Origin of the sequence: Salmonella sp. WC3 (assembly GCF_042932255.1) — a bacterium.
Classification (GTDB): domain Bacteria; phylum Pseudomonadota; class Gammaproteobacteria; order Enterobacterales; family Enterobacteriaceae; genus Salmonella; species Salmonella enterica.
The window spans coordinates 4629705-4649778 of record NZ_CP170629.1; the positions used below are offsets into that span (position 1 = coordinate 4629705).

The 20074-nt window shown below is 53.7% G+C and carries 20 protein-coding genes, 4 tRNA genes and 1 pseudogene; 11 read left to right on the forward strand and 14 right to left on the reverse strand.

What is annotated here, in order from left to right:
• Positions 1–16 precede the first annotated feature (16 nt).
• From rarD to ACFK9X_RS22605, 3 genes are read left to right on the forward strand one after another with little or no spacing between them, the layout of a single operon-like run.
• The gene (rarD, locus tag ACFK9X_RS22595; protein WP_151117803.1) at positions 17–901 is read left to right on the forward strand and encodes an EamA family transporter RarD; all 885 of its coding nucleotides are present in this window, start codon (positions 17–19) and stop codon (positions 899–901) included.
• Positions 902–935: 34 nt separating this feature from the next.
• Complete coding sequence (locus ACFK9X_RS22600) at positions 936–1394, forward strand: membrane protein (RefSeq protein WP_001538085.1); 459 nt, start codon at positions 936–938, stop codon at positions 1392–1394.
• A gap of 15 nt (positions 1395–1409) precedes the next feature.
• Positions 1410–1790 carry a DUF2628 domain-containing protein gene (locus ACFK9X_RS22605; protein WP_000356594.1) on the forward strand — a complete coding sequence of 127 codons (381 nt, stop codon included), beginning with the start codon at positions 1410–1412 and terminating at the stop codon, positions 1788–1790.
• A gap of 48 nt (positions 1791–1838) precedes the next feature.
• Here ACFK9X_RS22605 and corA read toward each other — a convergent pair whose 3' ends face one another.
• The 8 genes from corA to ACFK9X_RS22645 form a co-directional block, all read right to left on the reverse strand.
• Positions 1839–2789: a magnesium/cobalt transporter CorA gene (corA, locus tag ACFK9X_RS22610; protein WP_000947139.1), complete on the reverse strand. Its 951-nt coding sequence runs from the start codon at positions 2787–2789 to the stop codon at positions 1839–1841.
• 155 nt (positions 2790–2944) lie between these two features.
• Positions 2945–3001 carry a YsgD/CorL family protein gene (ysgD, locus tag ACFK9X_RS22615; RefSeq protein ID WP_213053634.1) on the reverse strand — a complete coding sequence of 19 codons (57 nt, stop codon included), beginning with the start codon at positions 2999–3001 and terminating at the stop codon, positions 2945–2947.
• A 259-nt stretch (positions 3002–3260) separates the two neighbouring features.
• The gene (uvrD, locus tag ACFK9X_RS22620; RefSeq protein WP_000383436.1) at positions 3261–5423 is read right to left on the reverse strand and encodes a DNA helicase II; all 2163 of its coding nucleotides are present in this window, start codon (positions 5421–5423) and stop codon (positions 3261–3263) included.
• Between the two features lie 135 nt (positions 5424–5558).
• Positions 5559–6275, reverse strand: coding sequence for a 5-amino-6-(5-phospho-D-ribitylamino)uracil phosphatase YigB (gene yigB / locus ACFK9X_RS22625; RefSeq protein WP_001213560.1), 717 nt, complete (start codon positions 6273–6275; stop codon positions 5559–5561).
• On the reverse strand, positions 6275–7177 hold the full coding sequence (gene xerC, locus ACFK9X_RS22630) for a tyrosine recombinase XerC (protein ID WP_000132874.1): 903 nt from the start codon (positions 7175–7177) through the stop codon (positions 6275–6277). Before xerC ends, yigB begins: the two co-directional genes overlap by 1 nt.
• A complete protein-coding gene (locus ACFK9X_RS22635) occupies positions 7174–7881 on the reverse strand; it encodes a DUF484 domain-containing protein (RefSeq protein ID WP_151117806.1) in 708 nt (235 codons plus the stop codon). Before ACFK9X_RS22635 ends, xerC begins: the two co-directional genes overlap by 4 nt.
• Positions 7878–8702 (reverse strand): diaminopimelate epimerase, encoded by an 825-nt coding sequence (gene dapF / locus ACFK9X_RS22640; protein ID WP_001160671.1) that lies wholly within the window; start codon positions 8700–8702, stop codon positions 7878–7880. Before dapF ends, ACFK9X_RS22635 begins: the two co-directional genes overlap by 4 nt.
• Positions 8703–8738: 36 nt before the next feature.
• Positions 8739–8942 (reverse strand): lipoprotein, encoded by a 204-nt coding sequence (locus ACFK9X_RS22645; RefSeq protein ID WP_000799903.1) that lies wholly within the window; start codon positions 8940–8942, stop codon positions 8739–8741.
• A 185-nt stretch (positions 8943–9127) separates the two neighbouring features.
• Between ACFK9X_RS22645 and ACFK9X_RS22650 the strand changes: the two genes are divergently transcribed.
• The 4 genes and pseudogenes from ACFK9X_RS22650 to cyaY all read left to right on the forward strand — a co-directional run bounded on the left by ACFK9X_RS22650 (position 9128) and on the right by cyaY (position 10417).
• Positions 9128–9379 (forward strand): hypothetical protein, encoded by a 252-nt coding sequence (locus ACFK9X_RS22650; RefSeq protein ID WP_151117809.1) that lies wholly within the window; start codon positions 9128–9130, stop codon positions 9377–9379.
• Positions 9349–9650: pseudogene (locus ACFK9X_RS22655) on the forward strand (hypothetical protein); the annotation flags it as partial. The gene ACFK9X_RS22650 and the pseudogene ACFK9X_RS22655, both read left to right, overlap by 31 nt.
• Positions 9638–10027: a DUF3021 family protein gene (locus ACFK9X_RS22660; RefSeq protein WP_001125556.1), complete on the forward strand. Its 390-nt coding sequence runs from the start codon at positions 9638–9640 to the stop codon at positions 10025–10027. The pseudogene ACFK9X_RS22655 and the gene ACFK9X_RS22660, both read left to right, overlap by 13 nt.
• Positions 10028–10096: 69 nt before the next feature.
• A complete protein-coding gene (gene cyaY / locus ACFK9X_RS22665) occupies positions 10097–10417 on the forward strand; it encodes an iron donor protein CyaY (protein ID WP_000999930.1) in 321 nt (106 codons plus the stop codon).
• A 77-nt stretch (positions 10418–10494) separates the two neighbouring features.
• On the opposite strand, the gene cyaA is transcribed toward cyaY, so the two are convergent.
• Positions 10495–13041: a class I adenylate cyclase gene (cyaA, locus tag ACFK9X_RS22670; protein WP_151117812.1), complete on the reverse strand. Its 2547-nt coding sequence runs from the start codon at positions 13039–13041 to the stop codon at positions 10495–10497.
• A gap of 376 nt (positions 13042–13417) precedes the next feature.
• Between cyaA and hemC the strand changes: the two genes are divergently transcribed.
• The 4 genes from hemC to hemY are packed head-to-tail and all read left to right on the forward strand — an operon-like array spanning position 13418 to position 17486.
• Complete coding sequence (gene hemC, locus ACFK9X_RS22675) at positions 13418–14359, forward strand: hydroxymethylbilane synthase (RefSeq protein WP_151117815.1); 942 nt, start codon at positions 13418–13420, stop codon at positions 14357–14359.
• Positions 14356–15096: a uroporphyrinogen-III synthase gene (hemD, locus tag ACFK9X_RS22680; RefSeq protein ID WP_000025494.1), complete on the forward strand. Its 741-nt coding sequence runs from the start codon at positions 14356–14358 to the stop codon at positions 15094–15096. The genes hemC and hemD overlap by 4 nt, the downstream gene beginning before the upstream one ends.
• A 21-nt stretch (positions 15097–15117) precedes the next feature.
• Positions 15118–16287: a uroporphyrinogen-III C-methyltransferase gene (hemX, locus tag ACFK9X_RS22685; RefSeq protein ID WP_000138962.1), complete on the forward strand. Its 1170-nt coding sequence runs from the start codon at positions 15118–15120 to the stop codon at positions 16285–16287.
• 2 nt (positions 16288–16289) lie between these two features.
• Entirely contained in the window at positions 16290–17486 is a 1197-nt protein-coding gene (hemY, locus tag ACFK9X_RS22690; protein WP_161126827.1) for a protoheme IX biogenesis protein HemY, read from the forward strand.
• A 581-nt stretch (positions 17487–18067) separates the two neighbouring features.
• Here hemY and ACFK9X_RS22695 read toward each other — a convergent pair.
• The 5 genes from ACFK9X_RS22695 to ACFK9X_RS22715 all read right to left on the reverse strand — a co-directional run bounded on the left by ACFK9X_RS22695 (position 18068) and on the right by ACFK9X_RS22715 (position 19988).
• A tRNA-Pro gene (locus ACFK9X_RS22695) sits at positions 18068–18144 on the reverse strand.
• 42 nt (positions 18145–18186) lie between these two features.
• A tRNA-Leu gene (locus ACFK9X_RS22700) sits at positions 18187–18273 on the reverse strand.
• Positions 18274–18293: 20 nt separating this feature from the next.
• A tRNA-His gene (locus tag ACFK9X_RS22705) sits at positions 18294–18369 on the reverse strand.
• Between the two features lie 54 nt (positions 18370–18423).
• A tRNA-Arg gene (locus ACFK9X_RS22710) sits at positions 18424–18500 on the reverse strand.
• Between the two features lie 102 nt (positions 18501–18602).
• Entirely contained in the window at positions 18603–19988 is a 1386-nt protein-coding gene (locus ACFK9X_RS22715; protein WP_000818378.1) for an amino acid permease, read from the reverse strand.
• Positions 19989–20074 lie beyond the last annotated feature (86 nt).

The window sequence follows — 20074 nt, forward strand, 5'->3', positions numbered from 1 at the left end:
GATACGAGTTTTCCGGATGGACGCAAAACAAACACGGCAGGGCGTATTACTCGCTCTTGCCGCCTATTTTATTTGGGGGATCGCCCCCGCGTATTTCAAGCTGATCTATTACGTTCCCACAGATGAGATCCTGACGCACCGCGTGATTTGGTCATTTTTCTTTATGGTGGCGCTGCTTAGCGTCAGTCGGCAGTGGCGACAGGTTAAGCGCCTACTGAAAACGCCAAAGAAGATTTTCCTGCTGGCCCTGTCCACCGTACTGGTCGGCGGTAACTGGCTATTGTTCATTTGGGCGGTAAATAATCACCATATGCTGGAGGCCAGCCTGGGTTATTTCATTAATCCGCTGGTTAACATCTTGCTGGGGATGATTTTTCTTGGCGAACGCTTCCGTCGAATGCAGTGGCTGGCGGTGATTCTGGCGGTGTGCGGCGTGCTGGTGCAACTCTGGACCTTTGGTTCACTGCCGATTATCGCGCTGGGGCTGGCGTTTAGTTTTGCGTTTTACGGCCTGGTGCGTAAGAAGATCGCCGTTGAAGCGCAGACGGGTATGCTGGTCGAAACGCTATGGCTGTTGCCGGTCGCGGCGATTTATCTGTTTGGCATCGCCGATAGCCCTACCAGCCATATGGGGCAAAACGCACTATCGTTGAACTTGCTGTTAATGGCGGCGGGTGTAGTCACTACGATTCCGCTGCTGTGCTTCACCGGAGCGGCTACGCGTCTGCGTCTTTCTACACTGGGCTTTTTCCAGTATATCGGCCCAACGCTGATGTTTTTACTGGCGGTGACGTTTTATGGCGAAGTGCCGGGCGCGGATAAGATGGTGACATTTGCGTTTATCTGGGTCGCGCTGGCGATTTTCGTGATGGATGCGATTTATACGCAGCGTAAAAAATAACGCGACTATTATTCTAAATATAATCTGAAAAAATATGCCTCCCCTTGTAAGGGGGGTAGCATATTGTCATGCTAACGACGTAACCCAACATATGGATGTGAAATTAATGTTAAGTGTTTTTATTCCTTCATCTGAGAGATGTGTTTCCAGATGTCGTTATTTATTATCATTCGCGCTAATAAATATAATATTTTCCATTTTGGTTGGGGTGTTATTACATTTAAGCTTTGTGATACTGGCAATTTTATTCACAATTTTACTACATTATCTCGTCATTAATTTAAACTGTCAGCGATTCAGAGACAGTGGCTTTGAATATATAAAATTCTATGTATGGGGTACGCTTGTAATCTATATTGCCTCCTTCGTGATAATGGTTGCTGAAGATTTCGCTTGCGATGGCTTTGGTATGCCTCTTTTTCTAATCTGGTATTTTGCAACCTTTTCTCTGCTACTTCTGGCCCCCCCGGATTCGAATTCACTCAACAAGTAATTTAATGGAGTTTACATGGACAAGGATTATATTAATGATGGTTCGCTATCTGAAAAATGGAAATACCGTTTTTCATTTTACGATCAACATGGTTTCCCTGGATTTTGGAAAGTAAGCCCAGAATATAAACAGGCATTTAAAGCATTAAAGCCCCGACAACGGTTGACTATTCAAATAAACTTTATTGCCTTTTTCTTCTCATGGATTTATTTGTTTGTACTGGGTCTGTGGAAAAAAGCAATTATAGTTATTTTATTAGGGATCGTTGCAATATTTATTGGAGCATTAATCGGCGTTAACATACTTGGACTTGTTGTCGCAGCTTATGTCGGCGTCAATACAAATAAGTGGTTCTATGAGAAAGAGGTTAAAGGTATCAATACCTGGAGCCTGTAACTTTTCAGGGTGGTTCAGCCGCAGCTGAATCACCCTGGCCTTAATGTCTTACAGCCAGTTCTTGCGCTTAAAGTACAGATACGGCGCAAGCCCCGCCAGAATCATAAAGATAATCGCGCCTGGATAACCAAAGCTCCACTTCAGTTCCGGCATAAACTCGAAGTTCATCCCATAGCTGGAAGCGACCAGAGTCGGCGGCAGGAACACCACGGAAACCACCGAGAAGATTTTGATAATGCGGTTCTGCTCGATGTTGATAAAACCCATCGCCGCCTGCATCAGGAAGTTCACCTTCTGGAACAGCGATTCATTGTGCGGCAGCAGAGATTCGATATCGCGCAGGATCTCACGCGCCTGCTCCAGCTGTCCGCCCGGTAAGCGCGCCTTGCGCACCAGGAAGTTCAGCGCGCGTTGGGTATCCATCAGACACAGGCGTACCTTCCAGCCGATATCTTCCAGTTCCGCCAGCGTGGAGAGCGCTTCGTCGTATTCATCGCCCTGATGCCCTTCCATAATGACGCGGCTCAGTTTTTCCAGATCGCTGTAAATGTTTTCGATCTCATCCGCTAGCTGTTCAATTTTGGTTTCGAACAGATCGAGCAGTAATTCATAAGCATTACCGTCGACCATCGCCTGGCTGCGGGCGCGCATACGATACAAACGGAAGGCGGGCAGTTCACGTTCACGCAGCGTAAACAGACGGCCATCGCGAATAGTGAATGCCACCGTAGAGTTACCGGCATGATCTTCCGCATCTTCGAAGAAGAAGAAGGAGTGGATATGCAGTCCGTCTTCGTCTTCAAAGAAGCGCGCGGATGCTTCGATATCTTCCAGTTCAGGACGCGTCGCCAGACTCTGGCCCAGCTCAGATTGTACGCGCAATCGCTCGTCGTCGTCCGGTTCGACCAAATCGACCCATACGGCATCAATCAGGCTTTGTGACTCCTCGACTTCCAGCCGGGTCAGTCGGTTTTTTTCCAGTTGAAATGCGCTCAGCATGACCGGGACTCCCAATGCGTAAAAATATCGGACAGTTCAGATGGGCACACAGAAACAAATTGGGTTTCAGACCATTAAACAGCCTGACTCAACGCGACGGGAAAAAATGAAAGGTCGCTGACAACCGCTAAGGCTATCAGCAAAAAGGGATAGCCTTAGGAGTTGCTCCTGGATGACAGGATAATGAGCCAGTATCTACTGGGTGTGTCCAAGGCGAATGTCCTCTTAGCGTAATCGTGGGCGCATGTTACGCCAGCAAAAATTTGCCGTCAACACGCAACGAAACGCGAAAAAGCAATAATTTCCCCTTATGCAGAAAGGTTAGCAGAGTGAGAGTATTTATCTATGATTTCAGAATATTAACATCAATATATCGCCGGATGGCGGCTTCGCCTTATCCGGCCTACAAATCAAAATGTTAGCCAGCACGTAGGCCGGATAAGAGGTGCCATCCGGCAATATGAGAGCCGGTCAAACCGTTTCCAGCTTCGCATACGCGGCAACCAGCCATTTGATCCCTTGCCCCTGAAAAGCCACCTGCAACCGGCTATGCTCGCCGCTGCCCTCCAGGTTGACAATAGTTCCCTCGCCGAACTTCGCATGGCGCACGCGTTGGCCGAGTTTGTAGCCTGTGTCGTTTTCCGCCAGCGGCGTTCCCATTCGTTGATGGCTCACCGGACGACTGACGGTGGCGCGCAGACGGACCTCTTCCACGCACTCCTCCGGCAACTCGCCGATAAAACGCGACGGGCGATGGTAGACCTCTTTACCATACAGACGGCGAGTTTCGGCATAGGTTAGCGTCAGTTTCTGCATGGCACGGGTAACGCCGACGTAGGCCAGACGACGCTCCTCTTCCAAACGCCCGCCCTCATCCAGCGACATCTGGCTGGGGAACATCCCCTCTTCCATCCCGACGATAAACACCTGCGGGAACTCCAGCCCTTTGGCCGAGTGCAGCGTCATCAGCTGTACCGCATCCTGCCAGGTATCCGCCTGCCCCTCGCCCGCTTCCAGCGCCGCGTGAGAGAGGAAGGCCTGCAATGGCATTAAATCTTCATCTTCGTCGTTGTAGCTGAACTGCCGCGTCGCCGTCACCAGTTCCTCTAAGTTTTCGATGCGCGTCTGGCCTTTCTCGCCTTTTTCTTGCTCATACATGGTGCGCAGGCCGGAATCTTTGATCACCCGGTCAGTCTGCACATGCAGCGGCATGTCGGCAGTTTCCTGCGCCAGAGCGTCGATCAGTTCCATAAAGCGTTGCAGCGCGCTGGCCGCACGCCCGGCCAGGGCTTTTTCCTGTAACAATTCACGGCACGCCTGCCACAATGTTAGCTGGCGATCGCGCGAGGTCTGGCGCACCACGTCCAGCGTGCGGTCGCCGATACCGCGCGTTGGGGTATTCACCACGCGTTCAAAGGCGGCATCATCGTTGCGATTGGCAATCAAACGCAGATAAGAGAGCGCATCTTTGATCTCCTGGCGTTCGAAGAAGCGCATACCGCCGTAAATCCGGTACGGCATACTGGCCTGTAATAACGCTTCTTCCAGCACGCGCGACTGGGCGTTGCTGCGATAAAGGATGGCGCATTGCGCAAGCGCGCCGCCGTTGTCCTGCCAGGTTTTGATACGGTTAACCACAAAGCGCGCTTCATCCAGTTCGTTGAAAGCGCAGTACAGCGATATCGGTTCGCCATCAACGCCGTCAGTCCACAGCTTTTTACCCAAACGCCCATTGTTATTCTCAATCAGAGCGTTCGCCGCGCTAAGGATGTTGCTGGTCGAGCGGTAATTCTGCTCCAGACGAATGGTCTGCGCGCCGGGGAAATCATTGAGGAAGCGCTGGATGTTCTCTACCTGGGCCCCGCGCCAGCCGTAAATCGACTGGTCATCGTCGCCGACAATCATCACCTTACCGGTATCGCCCGCCAGCAGACGAACCCAGGCGTACTGAATGTTGTTGGTATCCTGGAATTCGTCCACCAGGATGTTAGTAAACCGCTCGCGATAGTGTTGCAGGATGTGCGGCTTGTTCAGCCATAGTTCATGAGCGCGCAGCAGTAGCTCGGCGAAATCCACCAGACCAGCGCGATCGCACGCTTCCTGATAGGCCTGATACACCTTCTGCCAGGTCTGTTCCACCGGATTGCCATAGCTTTGGATATGGTGCGGGCGTAGCCCTTCGTCTTTCTGGCTATTGATGTACCACATCGCCTGACGCGGCGGCCACTGCTTCTCATCAAGATTCATCGCCTTAATCAGGCGTTTAAGCAAACGCATCTGATCTTCGCTGTCGAGAATCTGGAAATCCTGCGGCAAATTAGCGTCCATATGATGCGCGCGCAGCAGGCGGTGCGCCAGACCGTGGAACGTCCCTACCCACATTCCGCCCTGGCTGGTCCCCATCAACTGGCCAATACGATGGCGCATTTCCGCCGCCGCTTTATTGGTAAAGGTCACCGCCATGATGGAGTATGGCGAATTGTTTTCTACGCTCAGTAACCAGGCGATACGGTGCACCAGCACGCGGGTTTTCCCGCTTCCCGCGCCCGCCAGCACCAGCATGTTGCTACGTGGCGCGGCCACCGCTTCGCGCTGTTTATCATTAAGGCTGTCGAGCAGGTAAGAAACGTCCATTGGCACCGCCGCGTAAAAACATGAAAACTAAAAACGCCCGGTGGCGCTTCGCTTACCGGGGCTACTTATCGTAGGGCGGATAAGCATAGCGCCATCCGCCAGAATAACTGGGAATTTATACAGAACTACTGGTGATTATATCAGCGAGGTGAGAGATGCCAACCGCGAAATTTCGATATGCGGCAGTAAACGGCTGTCCTGCGTCCGCATCAGGTCGGCATTTTCAGGTTTAATCCAGCAGGCCTGCATCCCACAGCGAATAGCGCCAGCCACATCGGTAGTCAGATCGTCGCCGACATGCAGGATCTCGCCGATCGGCACATGCAGTTTTTCCGCCGCCAGGAAATACATGTCGCTAAACGGCTTGGAACGCCCATCCGGGCCGGCGCGCAGTACAAACTTAAAGTAATCGCCGAGGCCAAACAGTTCCGGCTGGGCATTGCCGTTAGTGATCGCCACCAGCGGCCATTTTTTCGCAAGCTGCTGTAACGTCTCATGGGTAGCCTGCGGAACCTCAATCTGGCTGCGCCATTTGGCAAAATGCATCATCGCCGCATTCGCGCCGGCAATGGCCTCCTGCGCCGATAATCCCGCATCCCGCATGGCCTGCTCTATCGCACGATGGCGCCAGCGGGTAACGTCATGATAGATTTCCGGCTCCGCTTCACGCACCGCCTGCCGTATCCGCTGTAAATCGACGTTTTGAAACGAACGTAGCGACGGGTGATAATTTTGCATAAAAGCGAGCGCTTCCTGCTCAGTACGCAAAATCACCGGACGGTTATCATAAAGGGTATCATCCAGGTCAAAGGTGAGCGCGGCAATACGCCCCAAAGGCCGGTAAAAACGCATTATTTCCCCCGTTTAGCGCGCGGATGCGCCGCGTCGTACACTGAAGCAAGATGTTGAAAATCAAGATGAGTATAAATTTGGGTGGTGGAAAGGTTGGCATGACCCAGCAGCTCTTGCACGCCGCGCAGATCGCCGCTCGATTCCAGCATATGGGTCGCGAACGAATGGCGCAGCTTATGTGGATGCACGTGGCTGTTTAGCCCCTGCTTTATGCCCCATTCGGCGAACCGTTTTTGGACATTGCGCGCGGAGATACGCTTGCCGAGCTTCGACAGGAATAACGCCTCTTCATCGCTGGCGAACAGGCCGCGCAGATCCAGCCAGTGCTCAATCCACGTCACCGCGTTACGGCCAATCGGCAGGCGTCGCTCTTTGCTGCCTTTACCCATTACCCACACTTCGCCGGTATCAAGATCGAGGTGCTTTATATCCAGGCCAACCAGTTCGGATAAACGCAGCCCCGCGCCGTACATGACCTCCAGCATCGCCCGGTCACGTACGGCGAGCGGATCGTTAAGATCGATGTCCAGCAGGCGGTTAACGTCGTCGACATCAATATTTTTCGGCAGATGACGCGGCGCTTTCGGTGCGGAGACGCCCTTCGCCGGGTTAGCTTTCAATTCGCCCTGACTGACTAACCAGTCAAAAAAGCTTCGCAATGCCGAGAGACGTAGCGCCAGACTGGCAGGGCCAAGCCCTTTGCGCCGACTGCGCACCGCAAAACTGCGCACAATCGCAGCGTCACATTGTTGCCAGCTTTTCAGCCCGGTTTCTCCGGCTAAAGCGATAATGGCATCAAGCTGACGCTGGTAGTTCAGCAGGGTAATGGGGCTAAGCTGGCGCTCCACGCCTAAATAGCGCAGGAACCGCGAGACGTCCTGAGAAAGCGCGACATCCGTCATACGCGTTTAATCCAGCGTTCCAGCAGTTCCGGCAGCATCAGCGCGATCTCCTGTAAAAGCTGCGTCCCCTGTCCCGGCTGATAGTGGTGCGGGTCACGGCTGCTGAAGAGAATCACCCCGAGGTCGCCATCGCTGCCCATCATCGACATGGCTACCGAGCCCACAGCCTTCGCCTCCGGCAAGACCACCAGCAGTTCCGGGCCGTTTAGCGGGCCAAGATAATGCTGCGACTGTCCCAGTCGTTGAATACGCAGCGACTCGAAGGCCTGACGGTTTAAAGCCAGATGCGTATAGCGCGATGGCGCGCCAAGACGCCACCGATCCGGGAACAAACGCAGCGTCGCGCCGGCAAGCCCCAAATCGCGCGCCCAGCGGTGAAACCGCATCAGCATCTCATCCAGACTATCCGCGGCGACCAGACGGCTTTGCAGATGCAGCAAGCGATAAAACAGGCTTTCATTGGCATGAGCCTGTTCCATCAGCAGCGTCATATTTTCTTCAAGCACATTGATGTGATTACGCGCGCGGGCCATATGCCACTCAACGAGCGAAACCGTTCCCCGCACGGGATGTGGAACACGCATCGCTTCCACGGCATGGGCGTTACGGATAAAAAACTCAGGGTGATAGCGCAGGTAATCGACGACCGCTCGATCGTCCAGTTCCGTGAGCGTTTCCTGTAGTTCTTCCTCTGGTTGCTTCATAAATGGATAAATCCGTCGTAGATATGTGCCGCCGGACCAGTCATGTATAACGGATGACCCGGACCTTTCCAGGCGATATCCAGCCGACCGCCCGGTAATTCCACGCGTACTTCTTCAGCCAGCAGCCCCTGCTGAATCCCCACGGCAACGGCAGCGCACGCGCCGCTGCCGCACGCACGGGTCTCCCCTGCGCCGCGTTCATAGACTCGCAGCCGGATATGCTCACGTCTTACAACCTGCATAAAACCAATGTTGGCACGTTCCGGAAAACGCTCATGGCTTTCCAGAACCGGCCCCAGTGTTTCAACGGCCGCCGTGTCGACGTTATCAACCTGAATGACACAGTGCGGATTGCCCATTGAAACCACGCCGCACAGTATGGTCTGTTCCGCCGCTCGCATAATATACGTCTTTTCCGCTTTGTTGGCGCGAAAAGGCACCTGCGCGGGTTCAAAGTTTGGCTCGCCCATATTGACGCGTACCAGTTCATCTTCCGTGACGCTCAGTACCATCCGGCCATTCGCGGTACTGACCCGAATGTCGCGTTTATTGGTTAGCCCTTTCAGGCGAACAAATCGCGCGAAACAGCGCGCGCCATTGCCGCACTGCGAGACTTCACTGCCGTCGGCGTTGAAGATGCGGTAATGAAAGTCCAACTCAGGATCATAGGGCGGCTCAACCACCAGCAGCTGATCGAACCCTACGCCCAAGTGTCTGTCGGATAGCCGACGAATCAGTTCCGGCGAAAAAAAGACATTCTGCGTTACCGCGTCGACGACCATAAAATCGTTGCCAAGGCCATGCATTTTAGAGAATTGCATCATTCACTCCGTTCACGCGGGGACAGAAAACTATCCTCAGTAATTGACCTGGGACGGGCCATCTCCCGTTGCGCGATCGTTCTTATCGGGCATCGTGGACTGCGTTTGCGAATCGACTTTTTTCGTCGGCGGCGGCGCATTTTTATCGGCTGGCGGGAAATAAAGCGGCCCTTTCAAACCGCAGCCCGTCAGGCTGAACAGAGTCAGAAGTACAGCGAGTGTCTTAAACACGTTTTTCATTATGGATTGCCTGTAAGTTCATGCTTTCTATTTTCTATCATCGCAGGAGAAGGCGTAAAAGCAAGCGTTTAGGGGCTCTTTATAAAATCTGAAAAGCGGCGCGTTGCCATGATTATTGCGCATTTACATCAGGAAACATGCTTTGCTCATCACTTTAGGTTTACGTACCACGTCCGGATGACCTTATGCAATATCGTAATTTGTTTTGCCTTTTTTCGCTTTCACTTCTGCTACCTCCCGCCTGGGGATGCCGGCTGAGTGAATCTCCGCACAATATTTATCAACGGCAAGGCAGCGGCGTGGTTTATCTCCAGCCAGAAGAGGAGAACAATCTTTCGTTGCCGGAGGTGAATTTCAAACGCCTGCGTCGATTACCCAATTCATTGATTAACCCGGCAACTCAGGGCTGGAACTGGATAGCGCAACCCCCTTCCTGAACCGGGAAATTAACGCCGGAAAAGAGCATGGCTATTTTATGCGTGATAGCCAGCAAGGTCAGGGTATTCAGGTCTTTAGCATCAATGGGCCGCTAAAAGTCACCGAGCGTTTTGCGTATGACAACCGCTAGTTTATACGTGGATTGGCAGCCAGCTTTACCGAACAGCATCCCCCTGCCCGGATAAGACGCATACTCTGAATAGGAACGTCATGTACACCAACAATAAAGACATCATCATCATAACGCAGGCACCGGAATGCCAAAAATGACGCCGCTAAACCGTTTTGCGCACTTGATTAAACATTTGAAAAACGCCCTTCGGGGCGTGGGGATCGGTTCATGCATTTACGTCATTATTGAAAGCATTATGCACGGCACGATAAACGGTGTTGAAGCTGCCGGAGTCCTGACGATAAGCGCGGTACTCGGTCTGCTTAGCGCTCTTTTGGATATCAAAGCAAAGCCGCGCGCCCCCTTAATCCTGTTGCATTTTCTCCTCTGCGGCGGCTGCGTCGCACTGATGGTGGCAATGCTGTCGGCTCTGAACCATTTCCCGGTTAACGCGTCCGTCATACTTATCACCGGTGCGCTATTTATCGTCATTTACCTACCGCTGAGTTTTATCCTTTACCGCTCACAACGGTAATTCGTATCGGTTCCAGAAGCTGACGCTTCCCCTTATACTGGCGCTATCACTCAATAGCGGGATAAAACAATGAACGACAGTGAATTTCATCGCCTGGCTGACGCCCTGTGGCTCACCATTGAAGAACGCCTCGATAGCTGGGACGGCGACAGCGATATCGACTGCGAAATCAACGGCGGCGTGCTGACCCTCAGCTTTGAGAACGGCAGTAAGATCATTATTAACCGTCAGGAGCCGTTGCACCAGGTGTGGCTGGCGACCAAACAGGGCGGCTATCATTTCGATCTGAAAGGCGACGAGTGGGTTTGCGATCGCAGCGGCGAAACCTTCTGGGATCTGCTGGAGCAGGCGGCAACGCAACAAGCGGGTGAAAAGGTGAGTTTTCGTTGATTTATTTGCCGGATGCGCTTTGCTTATCCGGCTTACTGTAGGCCCGGTAAGGCGTAGCCGCCACCGGGCGAAAATCCTCAGGAGAAATACTGCTGCAATAGCGGCGCGTCATGATCCTGGTTTGCTGGCGGCACGGTGTTGATAGGCTGCGTACGGAATGGGATCACCTGCGCACGGCCATCGGTTTTCACTATCTGGTAGAACTGCGGCAGGTTGAAGTTGATAAAGCTGGAGCCATACGTGAAGCGATCGTGCGATGACGAATAGAAGCGACTGACGTCGCGCACCAGTTCTTCCTTGCTACCCTCGCAGTGGTGATACACTTCCGCCCGGTTACTTTCATCCAGAATATAAATATTAAAGCCTTTCTCATCGCCCGTTTCTTCAAAGAAGAACTGGATGATCCCTTCGCTGGCGAAGCCATCCACCACTGACGGCAATTTCACCTGGTTGGTTTCCACCTGTACCGACAGCCCGTGCAGCTTGTTATGCGAAATCGCGCCGTAGAATTCGATAGCGTTCTCCAGCTTCTGCACCGAGACATTCAAGCGTTCGAAGAATAGTCCCCACGTCTGCCCGGAAACCCGCAGCGCCTTGAAGCGACCGGTCTCCTGACGGGTGCTGGAAAGACGTAGCTCGATACATTCGGAGACCAGTTGCTGCACGCGGGTGCGAATCAGACCGCGAAGATGCTGACTATAGCAGAACACTTCGACGCTATCCGGCGGCGCGGCATCCTGGTGCATTTTCCCCAGAATCGTTTTCAGCGCTTCGATCATCGCCTGCTCGCCGTTAAAGTGCAGAGTACGCACTTCGTTCCACGAGTTGCGATATAACAAGTCGATACTGCCTATCAGACAGTTTTGCTCTTCGCCAAAGCTGAAAACGTCCAGCTTACGGAAGTCAAAATGGACCACTTTATTGCGAAACGCCGCCGTCGGGTCATATTCGAGGTTAACGATAATCGCCAGATGGCGAATTTCACAGGGGCTGTAGAGCGCTTTCGGCGTCGGAGCAGGCAAGCGCAGCGGGAAATGGTGCGAAACATCGGCGACCATCTCCTGCAACTTAGGCAGGTCGACAATACCGTTGCCCTTAATAAACAGATGCGTTCGCGACGTCAGCAGGCCGTTGAACCACGCCCACGCGACCAGCTTATTAAGATAACGGTTATATTCCAGCGGCTGATGGCTGATGATGGAGTCCATGTTCGGCGCGCGGTTGTAGAGATACCAGCCTGAACGGTTGGCGCGTCCCGGCGGCACATGGATAAAGGTTAAATTCGGCTCGGACAGATCCGGCGATATCTGCGGGTTCACCAGCGTGACTTTACCCGGCAACGTTTCAAAAGCCGCGTACAGCTTACGCGTCAGTACGCCGATATCCTGCGGGCTGGCACTCACGCTGAGGTTGTTGCGCCGCGCAAAGCGAATCAGATTACGATAGCTCTGCATCATGGCGTCGAGCAATTCGTTGTGGGCTTCGCGCACCTGATCGATTTTCCAGTTTGCGCGATTATCGAGCATGGTCAGACGCGCGTCGTCCCATCCCCACTCGCTGACTAACTGGCTTAATACTTCCCGACGCCAGCCTACGCAGGCACGCTCGCGACTTAATTTCTCGCACACTTTCAGGTAAAAGCAGCGGCGGACTAAATCCAGCCGCGTCGGATCTTCAATCGCCGTCAGGTATTCAGTGACCCGTTCCAGCATCATGCAGTAGGGATCGAGTCCAAACGATACGATTTCACCGTCATGCAGACGTTGTTTAATATCTTTCGCCAGCAGACGTGGGTTGGGATATTCCCATGAGTAGGCTTCCAGCAGCAGCGTTTTCAGCACCGCTTTGTACGGCGAGTCAATGCTCTTGTATAGCTGCCACAGGCTGGCGCCAAAGTACTCTTCGGCGGAGAGCGAGCTTAAGCCCCCCAGATCCAGCCATTCGTTTGGCGTTAATACGCCCTGCGCGTAGAGCGTCATGACATAGTCGTCGTAATGCTCTTCTTCGTCGCACGGCACCATACTCCACAGGATACGCTTCCCGGCCAGGCGCACAGCGGTACGATAAAACTCATCAAGCAACAGGATATGCTGCGTAGAACCACAGTCTTCCCCGCCCAGACTGCCGCTTTCGTTATGGCGGAAACGGTTCTCGTCGATCAGGAAGAAGCTCACCTCAACGCCAAGCGAGGCGGCCCAGCTTTCCAGCAGGCTACACTTACGTTGCAGCAACTGACGCTCTTCACCGTCGAGCCAGGACTGATGGCACACCCAGATATCCAGGTCGGACGAGCAGCTCTGCCCGACCGAGGAGGTGCTGCCCATGGTGTAAACACCGGTAATCGGCAGCTCGCCCTTCGGCGGGTCCTGCGGCGTCATACCGCGGTACAGCTCAAGTTCGTTCAGATAGTGGCGTTGGGTTTCATCAGGCGTGTAGAAGCAAATACCGCTGGGAACGTTACCATCAAGGTAACCCGGCATCAGTGGATGGTGATAGTGCAATAATGTCGGCAGAAGACTGTAAACCTGCTGAAAAGCGGGTCCCATGGCAGCAAGCGCGCGATCCACACGCAGTTGATTTATGGCATCCAGTCTCTGTTTCAGAGTCTCAATATAGAGGTACAAGACGTATCGCCTGATGTTGCTACCCGTCATGGTGCAGGTCAGTACTTGACCGTCGCCATTCGGGATAAACCGTATGTCAAAAATAACCGTTACCCTTTCTCGTCTGCATATTTTTATCTAATACCGACGAAAAAATGGTCTAAAACGTGATCAATTTAACACCTTGCTCATTGACCGTAAAGAAAGATGCGCTACATACAAGTGTAGCACCGTTCGCTGCGTGTAAATTCTTAAATACGGGCTGGCGGTTTCTCGTCATTATTCACTGTCATTGACGACACTGCGCCTTATCCTCTCACTCACGGTGACCGGAAAACTAACATACTCTCTATAAGGATGTTAGGATGGTCAATGATTGATAATGACGGTAACAAGCATGTTAGACAATGTTTTAAGAATTGCCACACGCCAAAGTCCCCTTGCGCTTTGGCAGGCACATTATGTCAAAGACGCATTGATGGCAACCCATCCGGGACTGACGGTAGAACTGGTGCCGATGGTCACACGCGGCGACGTGATTCTCGATACTCCCCTGGCGAAAGTGGGCGGTAAGGGACTGTTTGTTAAAGAGCTTGAAATCGCGCTGCTGGAAAAACGCGCTGATATCGCCGTGCACTCTATGAAAGACGTTCCGGTGGCCTTCCCGGACGGTCTCGGTCTGGTGACCATTTGCGAGCGCGAAGATCCGCGCGACGCGTTTGTCTCGAATAAATATCACAGTCTGGACGATCTGCCCGCGGGTAGTATCGTCGGGACGTCCAGTTTGCGTCGTCAGTGTCAACTGGCGGAACGCCGTCCGGACCTCATTATCCGTTCGTTGCGTGGCAACGTTGGCACACGTCTCGGCAAGCTGGACAACGGCGACTATGACGCCATTATCCTGGCCGTGGCCGGTCTGAAACGCTTAGGTCTGGAGTCGCGCATTCGCACAGCCTTGCCGCCCGACGTTTCACTTCCTGCCGTAGGCCAGGGCGCCGTCGGGATTGAGTGTCGTCTTGACGACGCGCGAACGCAGGCGCTGCTCGCACCGTTGAATCACTCGCAAACCGCGCTGCGCGTAACGGCGGAACGCGCTATGAACACCCGCCTGGGAGGCGGGTGTCAGGTGCCAATTGGCAGCTATGCAGAAATCATCAACGGTGAAATTTGGTTACGCGCGCTGGTTGGCGCACCGGACGGTTCGGTGATGGTGCGCGGCGAACGTCGTGGTTCTCCCGAGCAGGCGGAGCAAATGGGCATCTCGCTTGCAGAGGAACTGCTGGAAAACGGCGCACGCGCGATTCTGACGGAAGTTTATAACGGCGAGACGCCCGCATGAGTATTCTGATCACCCGCCCCTCTCCCGCAGGGGAAGCGTTAGTGAGCCGTCTGCGCGCACTGGGGCAGGTGGCCTGGAGTTTTCCACTGATTGAATTTGTCGCCGGTCGGGAGCTACCCACCCTGGCCGACCGCCTGGCGACGCTGACGGAAAACGATCTGGTTTTTGCCCTTTCACAGCACGCTGTCGCCTTTGCTCACGCCCAGCTCCAGCGGGATGGTCGAAACTGGCCTGCGTCGCCGCGCTATTTCGCGATTGGCCGCACCACGGCGCTCGCCCTTCATACCGTTAGCGGGTTCGATATTCGTTATCCATTGGATCGGGAAATCAGCGAAGCCTTGCTACAATTACCTGAATTACAAAATATTGCGGGCAAACGCGCGCTGATTTTGCGTGGCAATGGCGGCCGCGAACTGCTGGGCGAAACCCTGACAGCTCGCGGAGCCGAAGTCAGTTTTTGTGAATGTTATCAACGATGTGCGAAACATTACGATGGCGCGGAAGAAGCGATGCGCTGGCATACTCGCGGCGTAACAACGCTTGTTGTTACCAGCGGCGAGATGTTGCAACGGCTCTGGTCGCTGACTCCCGAGTGGTATCGTGAGCACTGGTTACTACGCTGTCGGCTATTGGTCGTCAGTGAACGTCTGGCGCACCTTGCCCGGGAGCTGGGCTGGCAAGATATTAAGGTCGCTGATAACGCCGACAACGATGCGCTGTTGCGCGCATTACAATAACTCTCATAATGGGATGCCATAATGACGGAACAAGAAAAATCCTCCGCCGTGGTTGATGAGACCAGGGAGAGCGTGGAAACCACGCCACAGCCAGTTAATACCGAGAAAAAAAGTAAGAACGGCGCCGCGCTGGTATTAAGCGCGGTGGCGATTGCGATTGCCCTGGCGGCAGGTATTGGGCTTTATGGCTGGGGGAAACAGCAAGCAACCGCGCAAACGGAAACCAGCGATGCGCTGGCGACGCAACTAACCGCCTTGCAAAAGGCGCAGGAGAGCCAAAAAGCGGAGCTGGAAGGGATTATCAAAAAACAAGCGGCGCAGTTAGATGACGCGAATCGCCAACAGGCGGCGCTGGCGAAACAGCTTGATGAAGTACAACAAAAAGTCGCCACTATTTCCGGCAGCGATGCTAAAACCTGGCTGCTGGCGCAGGCTGATTTCCTGGTGAAACTCGCCGGACGTAAGCTGTGGAGCGATCAGGACGTCACTACCGCCGCTGCGCTGCTCAAAAGCGCTGACGCCAGTCTGGCGGACATGAATGACCCCAGCCTGATTACCGCACGACGCGCGATTACTGACGATATCGCCAGCCTGTCATCCGTTGCGCAGATCGACTACGACGGCATTATTCTCAAGCTCAATCAGCTCTCTAACCAAATCGATAACTTGCGTCTGGCGGATAACGATACCGATGGTTCGCCGATGGATTCAGACAGCAGCGAGCTGTCCAGCTCGCTAAGCGAATGGCGCGTTAACCTGCAAAAAAGCTGGCAGAACTTTATGGACAGCTTTATTACCATTCGCCGCCGCGATGATACCGCCGTACCGCTGTTGGCGCCCAACCAGGACGTCTATTTACGCGAAAATATTCGCTCCCGCCTGTTAGTCGCCGCGCAGGCCGTGCCACGCCATCAGGAAGAAACATACCGTCAGGCGCTGGATAACGTTTCGACCTGGGTTCGCGCTTATTACGATACTGACGACGCCGCGACAAAAGCCTTCCTGGAGGAGGTCGATAAATTAAGCCAGCAAAATATCACGATGGATCTGCCGGAAACTCTGGGAAGCCAGGCGATTCTTGAAAAACTGATGCAAACCCGCGTGCGTAATCTGCTGGCGCAACCGACAGTCTCTACGGCAGCGCCTGCCACACAGACAGACGCTCCGGCAGCCGCGCCGCAAGGAGAATAATGATGCTAAAAGTATTATTGCTCTTTGTGTTGTTGCTCGCGGGTATCGTGGTCGGCCCGATGATAGCCGGTCACCAGGGCTATGTGTTAATCCAGACCGATACCTACAACATTGAAACCAGCGTCACCGGCCTGGCGATCATTCTCATCGTCGCTATGGTGGTACTATTCGCCATTGAGTGGTTACTACGCCGTCTGTTTCGTACCGGCGCGCACACCCGCGGTTGGTTTGCCGGTCGTAAACGCCGTCGCGCTCGCAAGCAGACCGAACAGGCGCTGCTGAAGCTGGCGGAGGGCGACTATCAGCAGGTTGAAAAGCTGATGTCAAAAAATGCCGACCATGCTGAACAACCGGTGGTAAATTATCTGCTGGCGGCAGAAGCGGCGCAGCAGCGCGGCGATGAAGCACGCGCTAATCAGCACCTTGAACGTGCGGCAGAGCTGGCGGGGAACGACACCATCCCGGTCGAGATCACGCGCGTGCGCTTACAGCTGGCGCGCAATGAAAATCACGCAGCGCGTCACGGCGTGGACAAACTGCTGGAGGTCACGCCGCGTCACCCGGAAGTTCTGCGTCTGGCGGAGCAGGCCTATATTCGCACCAGCGCATGGAGTTCTTTACTGGATATCATCCCATCCATGGCGAAAGCGCACGTTGGCGATGAAGCGCATCGCGCCATGCTCGAACAACAGGCGTGGATAGGACTCATGGATCAGGCGCGTGCCGAGCAGGGCAGCGAAGGATTACGCACCTGGTGGAAAAACCAAAGCCGTAAAACCCGCCATCAGGTGGCGCTGCAGGTCGCGATGGCCGAGCATCTAATCGAGTGTGACGATCATGATATGGCGCAGCAGATTATCATCGACGGTCTGAAACGCCAGTATGACGATCGGCTGGTGCTGCCCATTCCTCGCTTCAGAACCAATAATCCGGAACAACTGGAGAAAGTGCTGCGCCAGCAAATCAAGACGGTAGGCGATCGCCCGCTGTTATGGAGCACGCTCGGCCAGTCGCTAATGAAACACGGTGAATGGCAGGAGGCGACTCTGGCTTTCCGCGCCGCGCTGAAACAACGCCCGGACGCGTATGATTATGCCTGGCTTGCCGATGCGCTTGATCGACTGCATCAACCGGAAGAGGCTGCCGCCATGCGGCGCGACGGCTTGATGCTGACATTACAGAACACTCCCCCGCAGTAATTCCCTCTTGCCCGGTGGCGCTTCGCTTACCGGGCTTACCGCCTACACAAAATCATTCGGGATGCATAAAAAAACGCCTGCCCGGTTAAGGGGCAGGCGTCAAAACAGGTCTGTATGACAACATAAAGGGGTGCTTCACTCAACGTTGTGTCCAGGGTGTTTGATGAGGCGTAAGCGACATCTGTCAGTGGACGATAAGCACCGTAAACGGCTCTGCATCATTCCTGAGTTTATGAGGCCAGAAGGCGAACATAAGAGATGGAATGAGCATCTACCCGTACATTATTGCACATAACGTGCCATCTTTGCACCGCTAAAAAACAGGCGCAGGCATTAAAAAAACGTAGAGAATTCACGCGATTGTCATCCCCCCGCCGCTGGCGAGGTTTTAGCGTGTCGCCCGGTGGAGACAGAACAGGATGCTTTTTACAAAGTGATTATAAATCAATAGATTACTCGTCACCGAATAGCGACAAATGAAGCCTGGGATATCGCCAACAAATCATAATGGCAACACGTGCGGGATAAGGGGTTGAAAAGGAACAGAAAACAAAAAACCCCGCCGAAGCGGGGTTCAAAATTGGTCGGCGAGAGAGGATTCGAACCTCCGACCCACTGGTCCCAAACCAGTTGCGCTACCAAGCTGCGCTACTCGCCGATATACTGCTTTTTTGAATTTTTAGTTCAATTCATTGAGTCGTGGTGCGAGGGGGGGGACTTGAACCCCCACGTCCGTAAGGACACTAACACCTGAAGCTAGCGCGTCTACCAATTCCGCCACCTTCGCGTTTCACAACTCTATATTAATGGGGTGGCTAATGGGATTCGAACCCACGACAACTGGAATCACAATCCAGGGCTCTACCAACTGAGCTATAGCCACCACTGAAACTTTTTACGCGGTATTAAACCACCGCAGCTCAAGCACCTAAATAAATGGTACGCCCGACAGGATTCGAACCTGAGACCTCTGCCTCCGGAGGGCAGCGCTCTATCCAGCTGAGCTACGGGCGCTTAGCGCCGTTGCGGGGGTGGATAATACGGACTTCACACCCCGCTGTCCAGTGCCTTTTTAAATAAAATGCGCGTTTGGTTATGCTTTGCGCATTTTGGCGCTTATTCCCCCACCTTGTGGGCGGTTCCGTGACGATTCAGACCGAAAACTTTGTAGACCAGCGTGACGGCCAGCAGGAAGATGACGCCGACAAACAGCGACATGCGCGTATCTTCATTAAAGTACATGCCGATTAAAACGCAAACCAGAAACGCCATCGTCAAATAGTTCGCCCACGGAAACATAATGGAACGAAAAGGATGATCCGCAATCGCTTCTTTATGCGCCCGACGAAAGCGCAGTTGGCTAATCAGAATGACAAACCACGGCACCATCCCCGGCAGTACGCTGGCGCTATAAACGTAAACAAAGACGCGCTGCGGATTGGGGATGATGTAGTTCAGGCAAGAACCTACCAGCAAAATCAAAATAGAGAGCGCCACGCCCGCGACCGGCACGCCGTGGCGAGAGACTTTCGCGACTGCCGCCGGCAGTTGACGGTTTTTCGCCAGCGCGTAAAGCATACGCCCACAGCTATACATTCCGCTGTTACAGCCGGAGAGCGCCGCCGTCAGCACGACAAAGTTGATAATGCCTGCCGCGGCGGTGATGCCGATTTTCGCGAAGGTGAGCACAAAGGGACTGCCGTTGCTGCCAATCTCATTCCACGGGAAAATGGTGACGATCACGAAAATCGCGCCAACATAAAAAATCAGGATACGCCACAGCACTTTACCCACCGCGCTACGCAACGTCACCTGCGGATTCTTCGCTTCACCGGCGGTAATACCGATCAACTCAACCCCTTGATAAGAGGCCACTACGATACATAATGCGGTCAGAAAGCCTTTCCAGCCGCCGGCAAAAAAGCCGCCATGCTCGGTCAGATTACCAAAGCCAATCGCCTGGCCTCCGTTACCAAAGCCGAAGAAAATCACCCCCAAACCGATGATGATCATCACAATAATCGTGGTGACTTTGATCATCGCAAACCAGAACTCGATTTCACCATACAGGCGCACCGCAGCCAGATTCGCCAACGCGACCAGTCCGACGGCAATCAGCGCCGGTATCCACTGCGCCATCTCCGGAAACCAGAACTGGACGTAGACCCCAATGGCGGTAATTTCCGAGATCCCGACCGCCATCCACATAAACCAGTATGACCAGGCGGTAAGATAGCCAAAAAAAGGACTCATATACCGGTGGGCGTACACGGCAAAGGAGCCGGTAACAGGTTCCAGAAAGAGCATCTCCCCCATCGAGCGCATGATGAAAAAGACGAACAATCCGGCGATGATATACGCCAGCAGCACTGACGGGCCCGCCCATTTCAGCGTACTGGCGGCGCCCATAAAGAGTCCGACGCCGATGGTGCCCCCGAGGGCAATCAATTCAATATGACGAGCTTCCAGCCCACGCTGTAGCTCCGGTTTTTTCTCTGCCATAAATCCTCATGTCGTGTTTGCAACGGTTCCGGTAGTACCGGTTATTGTTATGGGTACATCGATTGTTGCGAATATTTTCTTAAATT

What these genes read in the sequence shown, in the direction of transcription:
- rarD (WP_151117803.1), top strand. Translation starts at nt 17, where the DNA reads ATGGACGCAAAACAAACACGGCAGGGCGTATTACTCGCTCTTGCCGCC.
- hemY (WP_161126827.1), top strand. Translation starts at nt 16,290, where the DNA reads ATGCTAAAAGTATTATTGCTCTTTGTGTTGTTGCTCGCGGGTATCGTG.
- ACFK9X_RS22635 (WP_151117806.1), bottom strand. Translation starts at nt 7,881, where the DNA reads ATGAAGCAACCAGAGGAAGAACTACAGGAAACGCTCACGGAACTGGAC.
- hemD (WP_000025494.1), top strand. Translation starts at nt 14,356, where the DNA reads ATGAGTATTCTGATCACCCGCCCCTCTCCCGCAGGGGAAGCGTTAGTG.
- ACFK9X_RS22650 (WP_151117809.1), top strand. Translation starts at nt 9,128, where the DNA reads ATGCAATATCGTAATTTGTTTTGCCTTTTTTCGCTTTCACTTCTGCTA.
- yigB (WP_001213560.1), bottom strand. Translation starts at nt 6,275, where the DNA reads ATGCGTTTTTACCGGCCTTTGGGGCGTATTGCCGCGCTCACCTTTGAC.
- ACFK9X_RS22605 (WP_000356594.1), top strand. Translation starts at nt 1,410, where the DNA reads ATGGACAAGGATTATATTAATGATGGTTCGCTATCTGAAAAATGGAAA.
- hemC (WP_151117815.1), top strand. Translation starts at nt 13,418, where the DNA reads ATGTTAGACAATGTTTTAAGAATTGCCACACGCCAAAGTCCCCTTGCG.
- uvrD (WP_000383436.1), bottom strand. Translation starts at nt 5,423, where the DNA reads ATGGACGTTTCTTACCTGCTCGACAGCCTTAATGATAAACAGCGCGAA.
- ACFK9X_RS22600 (WP_001538085.1), top strand. Translation starts at nt 936, where the DNA reads ATGCCTCCCCTTGTAAGGGGGGTAGCATATTGTCATGCTAACGACGTA.
- cyaY (WP_000999930.1), top strand. Translation starts at nt 10,097, where the DNA reads ATGAACGACAGTGAATTTCATCGCCTGGCTGACGCCCTGTGGCTCACC.
- ACFK9X_RS22660 (WP_001125556.1), top strand. Translation starts at nt 9,638, where the DNA reads ATGCCAAAAATGACGCCGCTAAACCGTTTTGCGCACTTGATTAAACAT.
- ACFK9X_RS22645 (WP_000799903.1), bottom strand. Translation starts at nt 8,942, where the DNA reads ATGAAAAACGTGTTTAAGACACTCGCTGTACTTCTGACTCTGTTCAGC.
- corA (WP_000947139.1), bottom strand. Translation starts at nt 2,789, where the DNA reads ATGCTGAGCGCATTTCAACTGGAAAAAAACCGACTGACCCGGCTGGAA.
- dapF (WP_001160671.1), bottom strand. Translation starts at nt 8,702, where the DNA reads ATGCAATTCTCTAAAATGCATGGCCTTGGCAACGATTTTATGGTCGTC.
- hemX (WP_000138962.1), top strand. Translation starts at nt 15,118, where the DNA reads ATGACGGAACAAGAAAAATCCTCCGCCGTGGTTGATGAGACCAGGGAG.
- ACFK9X_RS22715 (WP_000818378.1), bottom strand. Translation starts at nt 19,988, where the DNA reads ATGGCAGAGAAAAAACCGGAGCTACAGCGTGGGCTGGAAGCTCGTCAT.
- xerC (WP_000132874.1), bottom strand. Translation starts at nt 7,177, where the DNA reads ATGACGGATGTCGCGCTTTCTCAGGACGTCTCGCGGTTCCTGCGCTAT.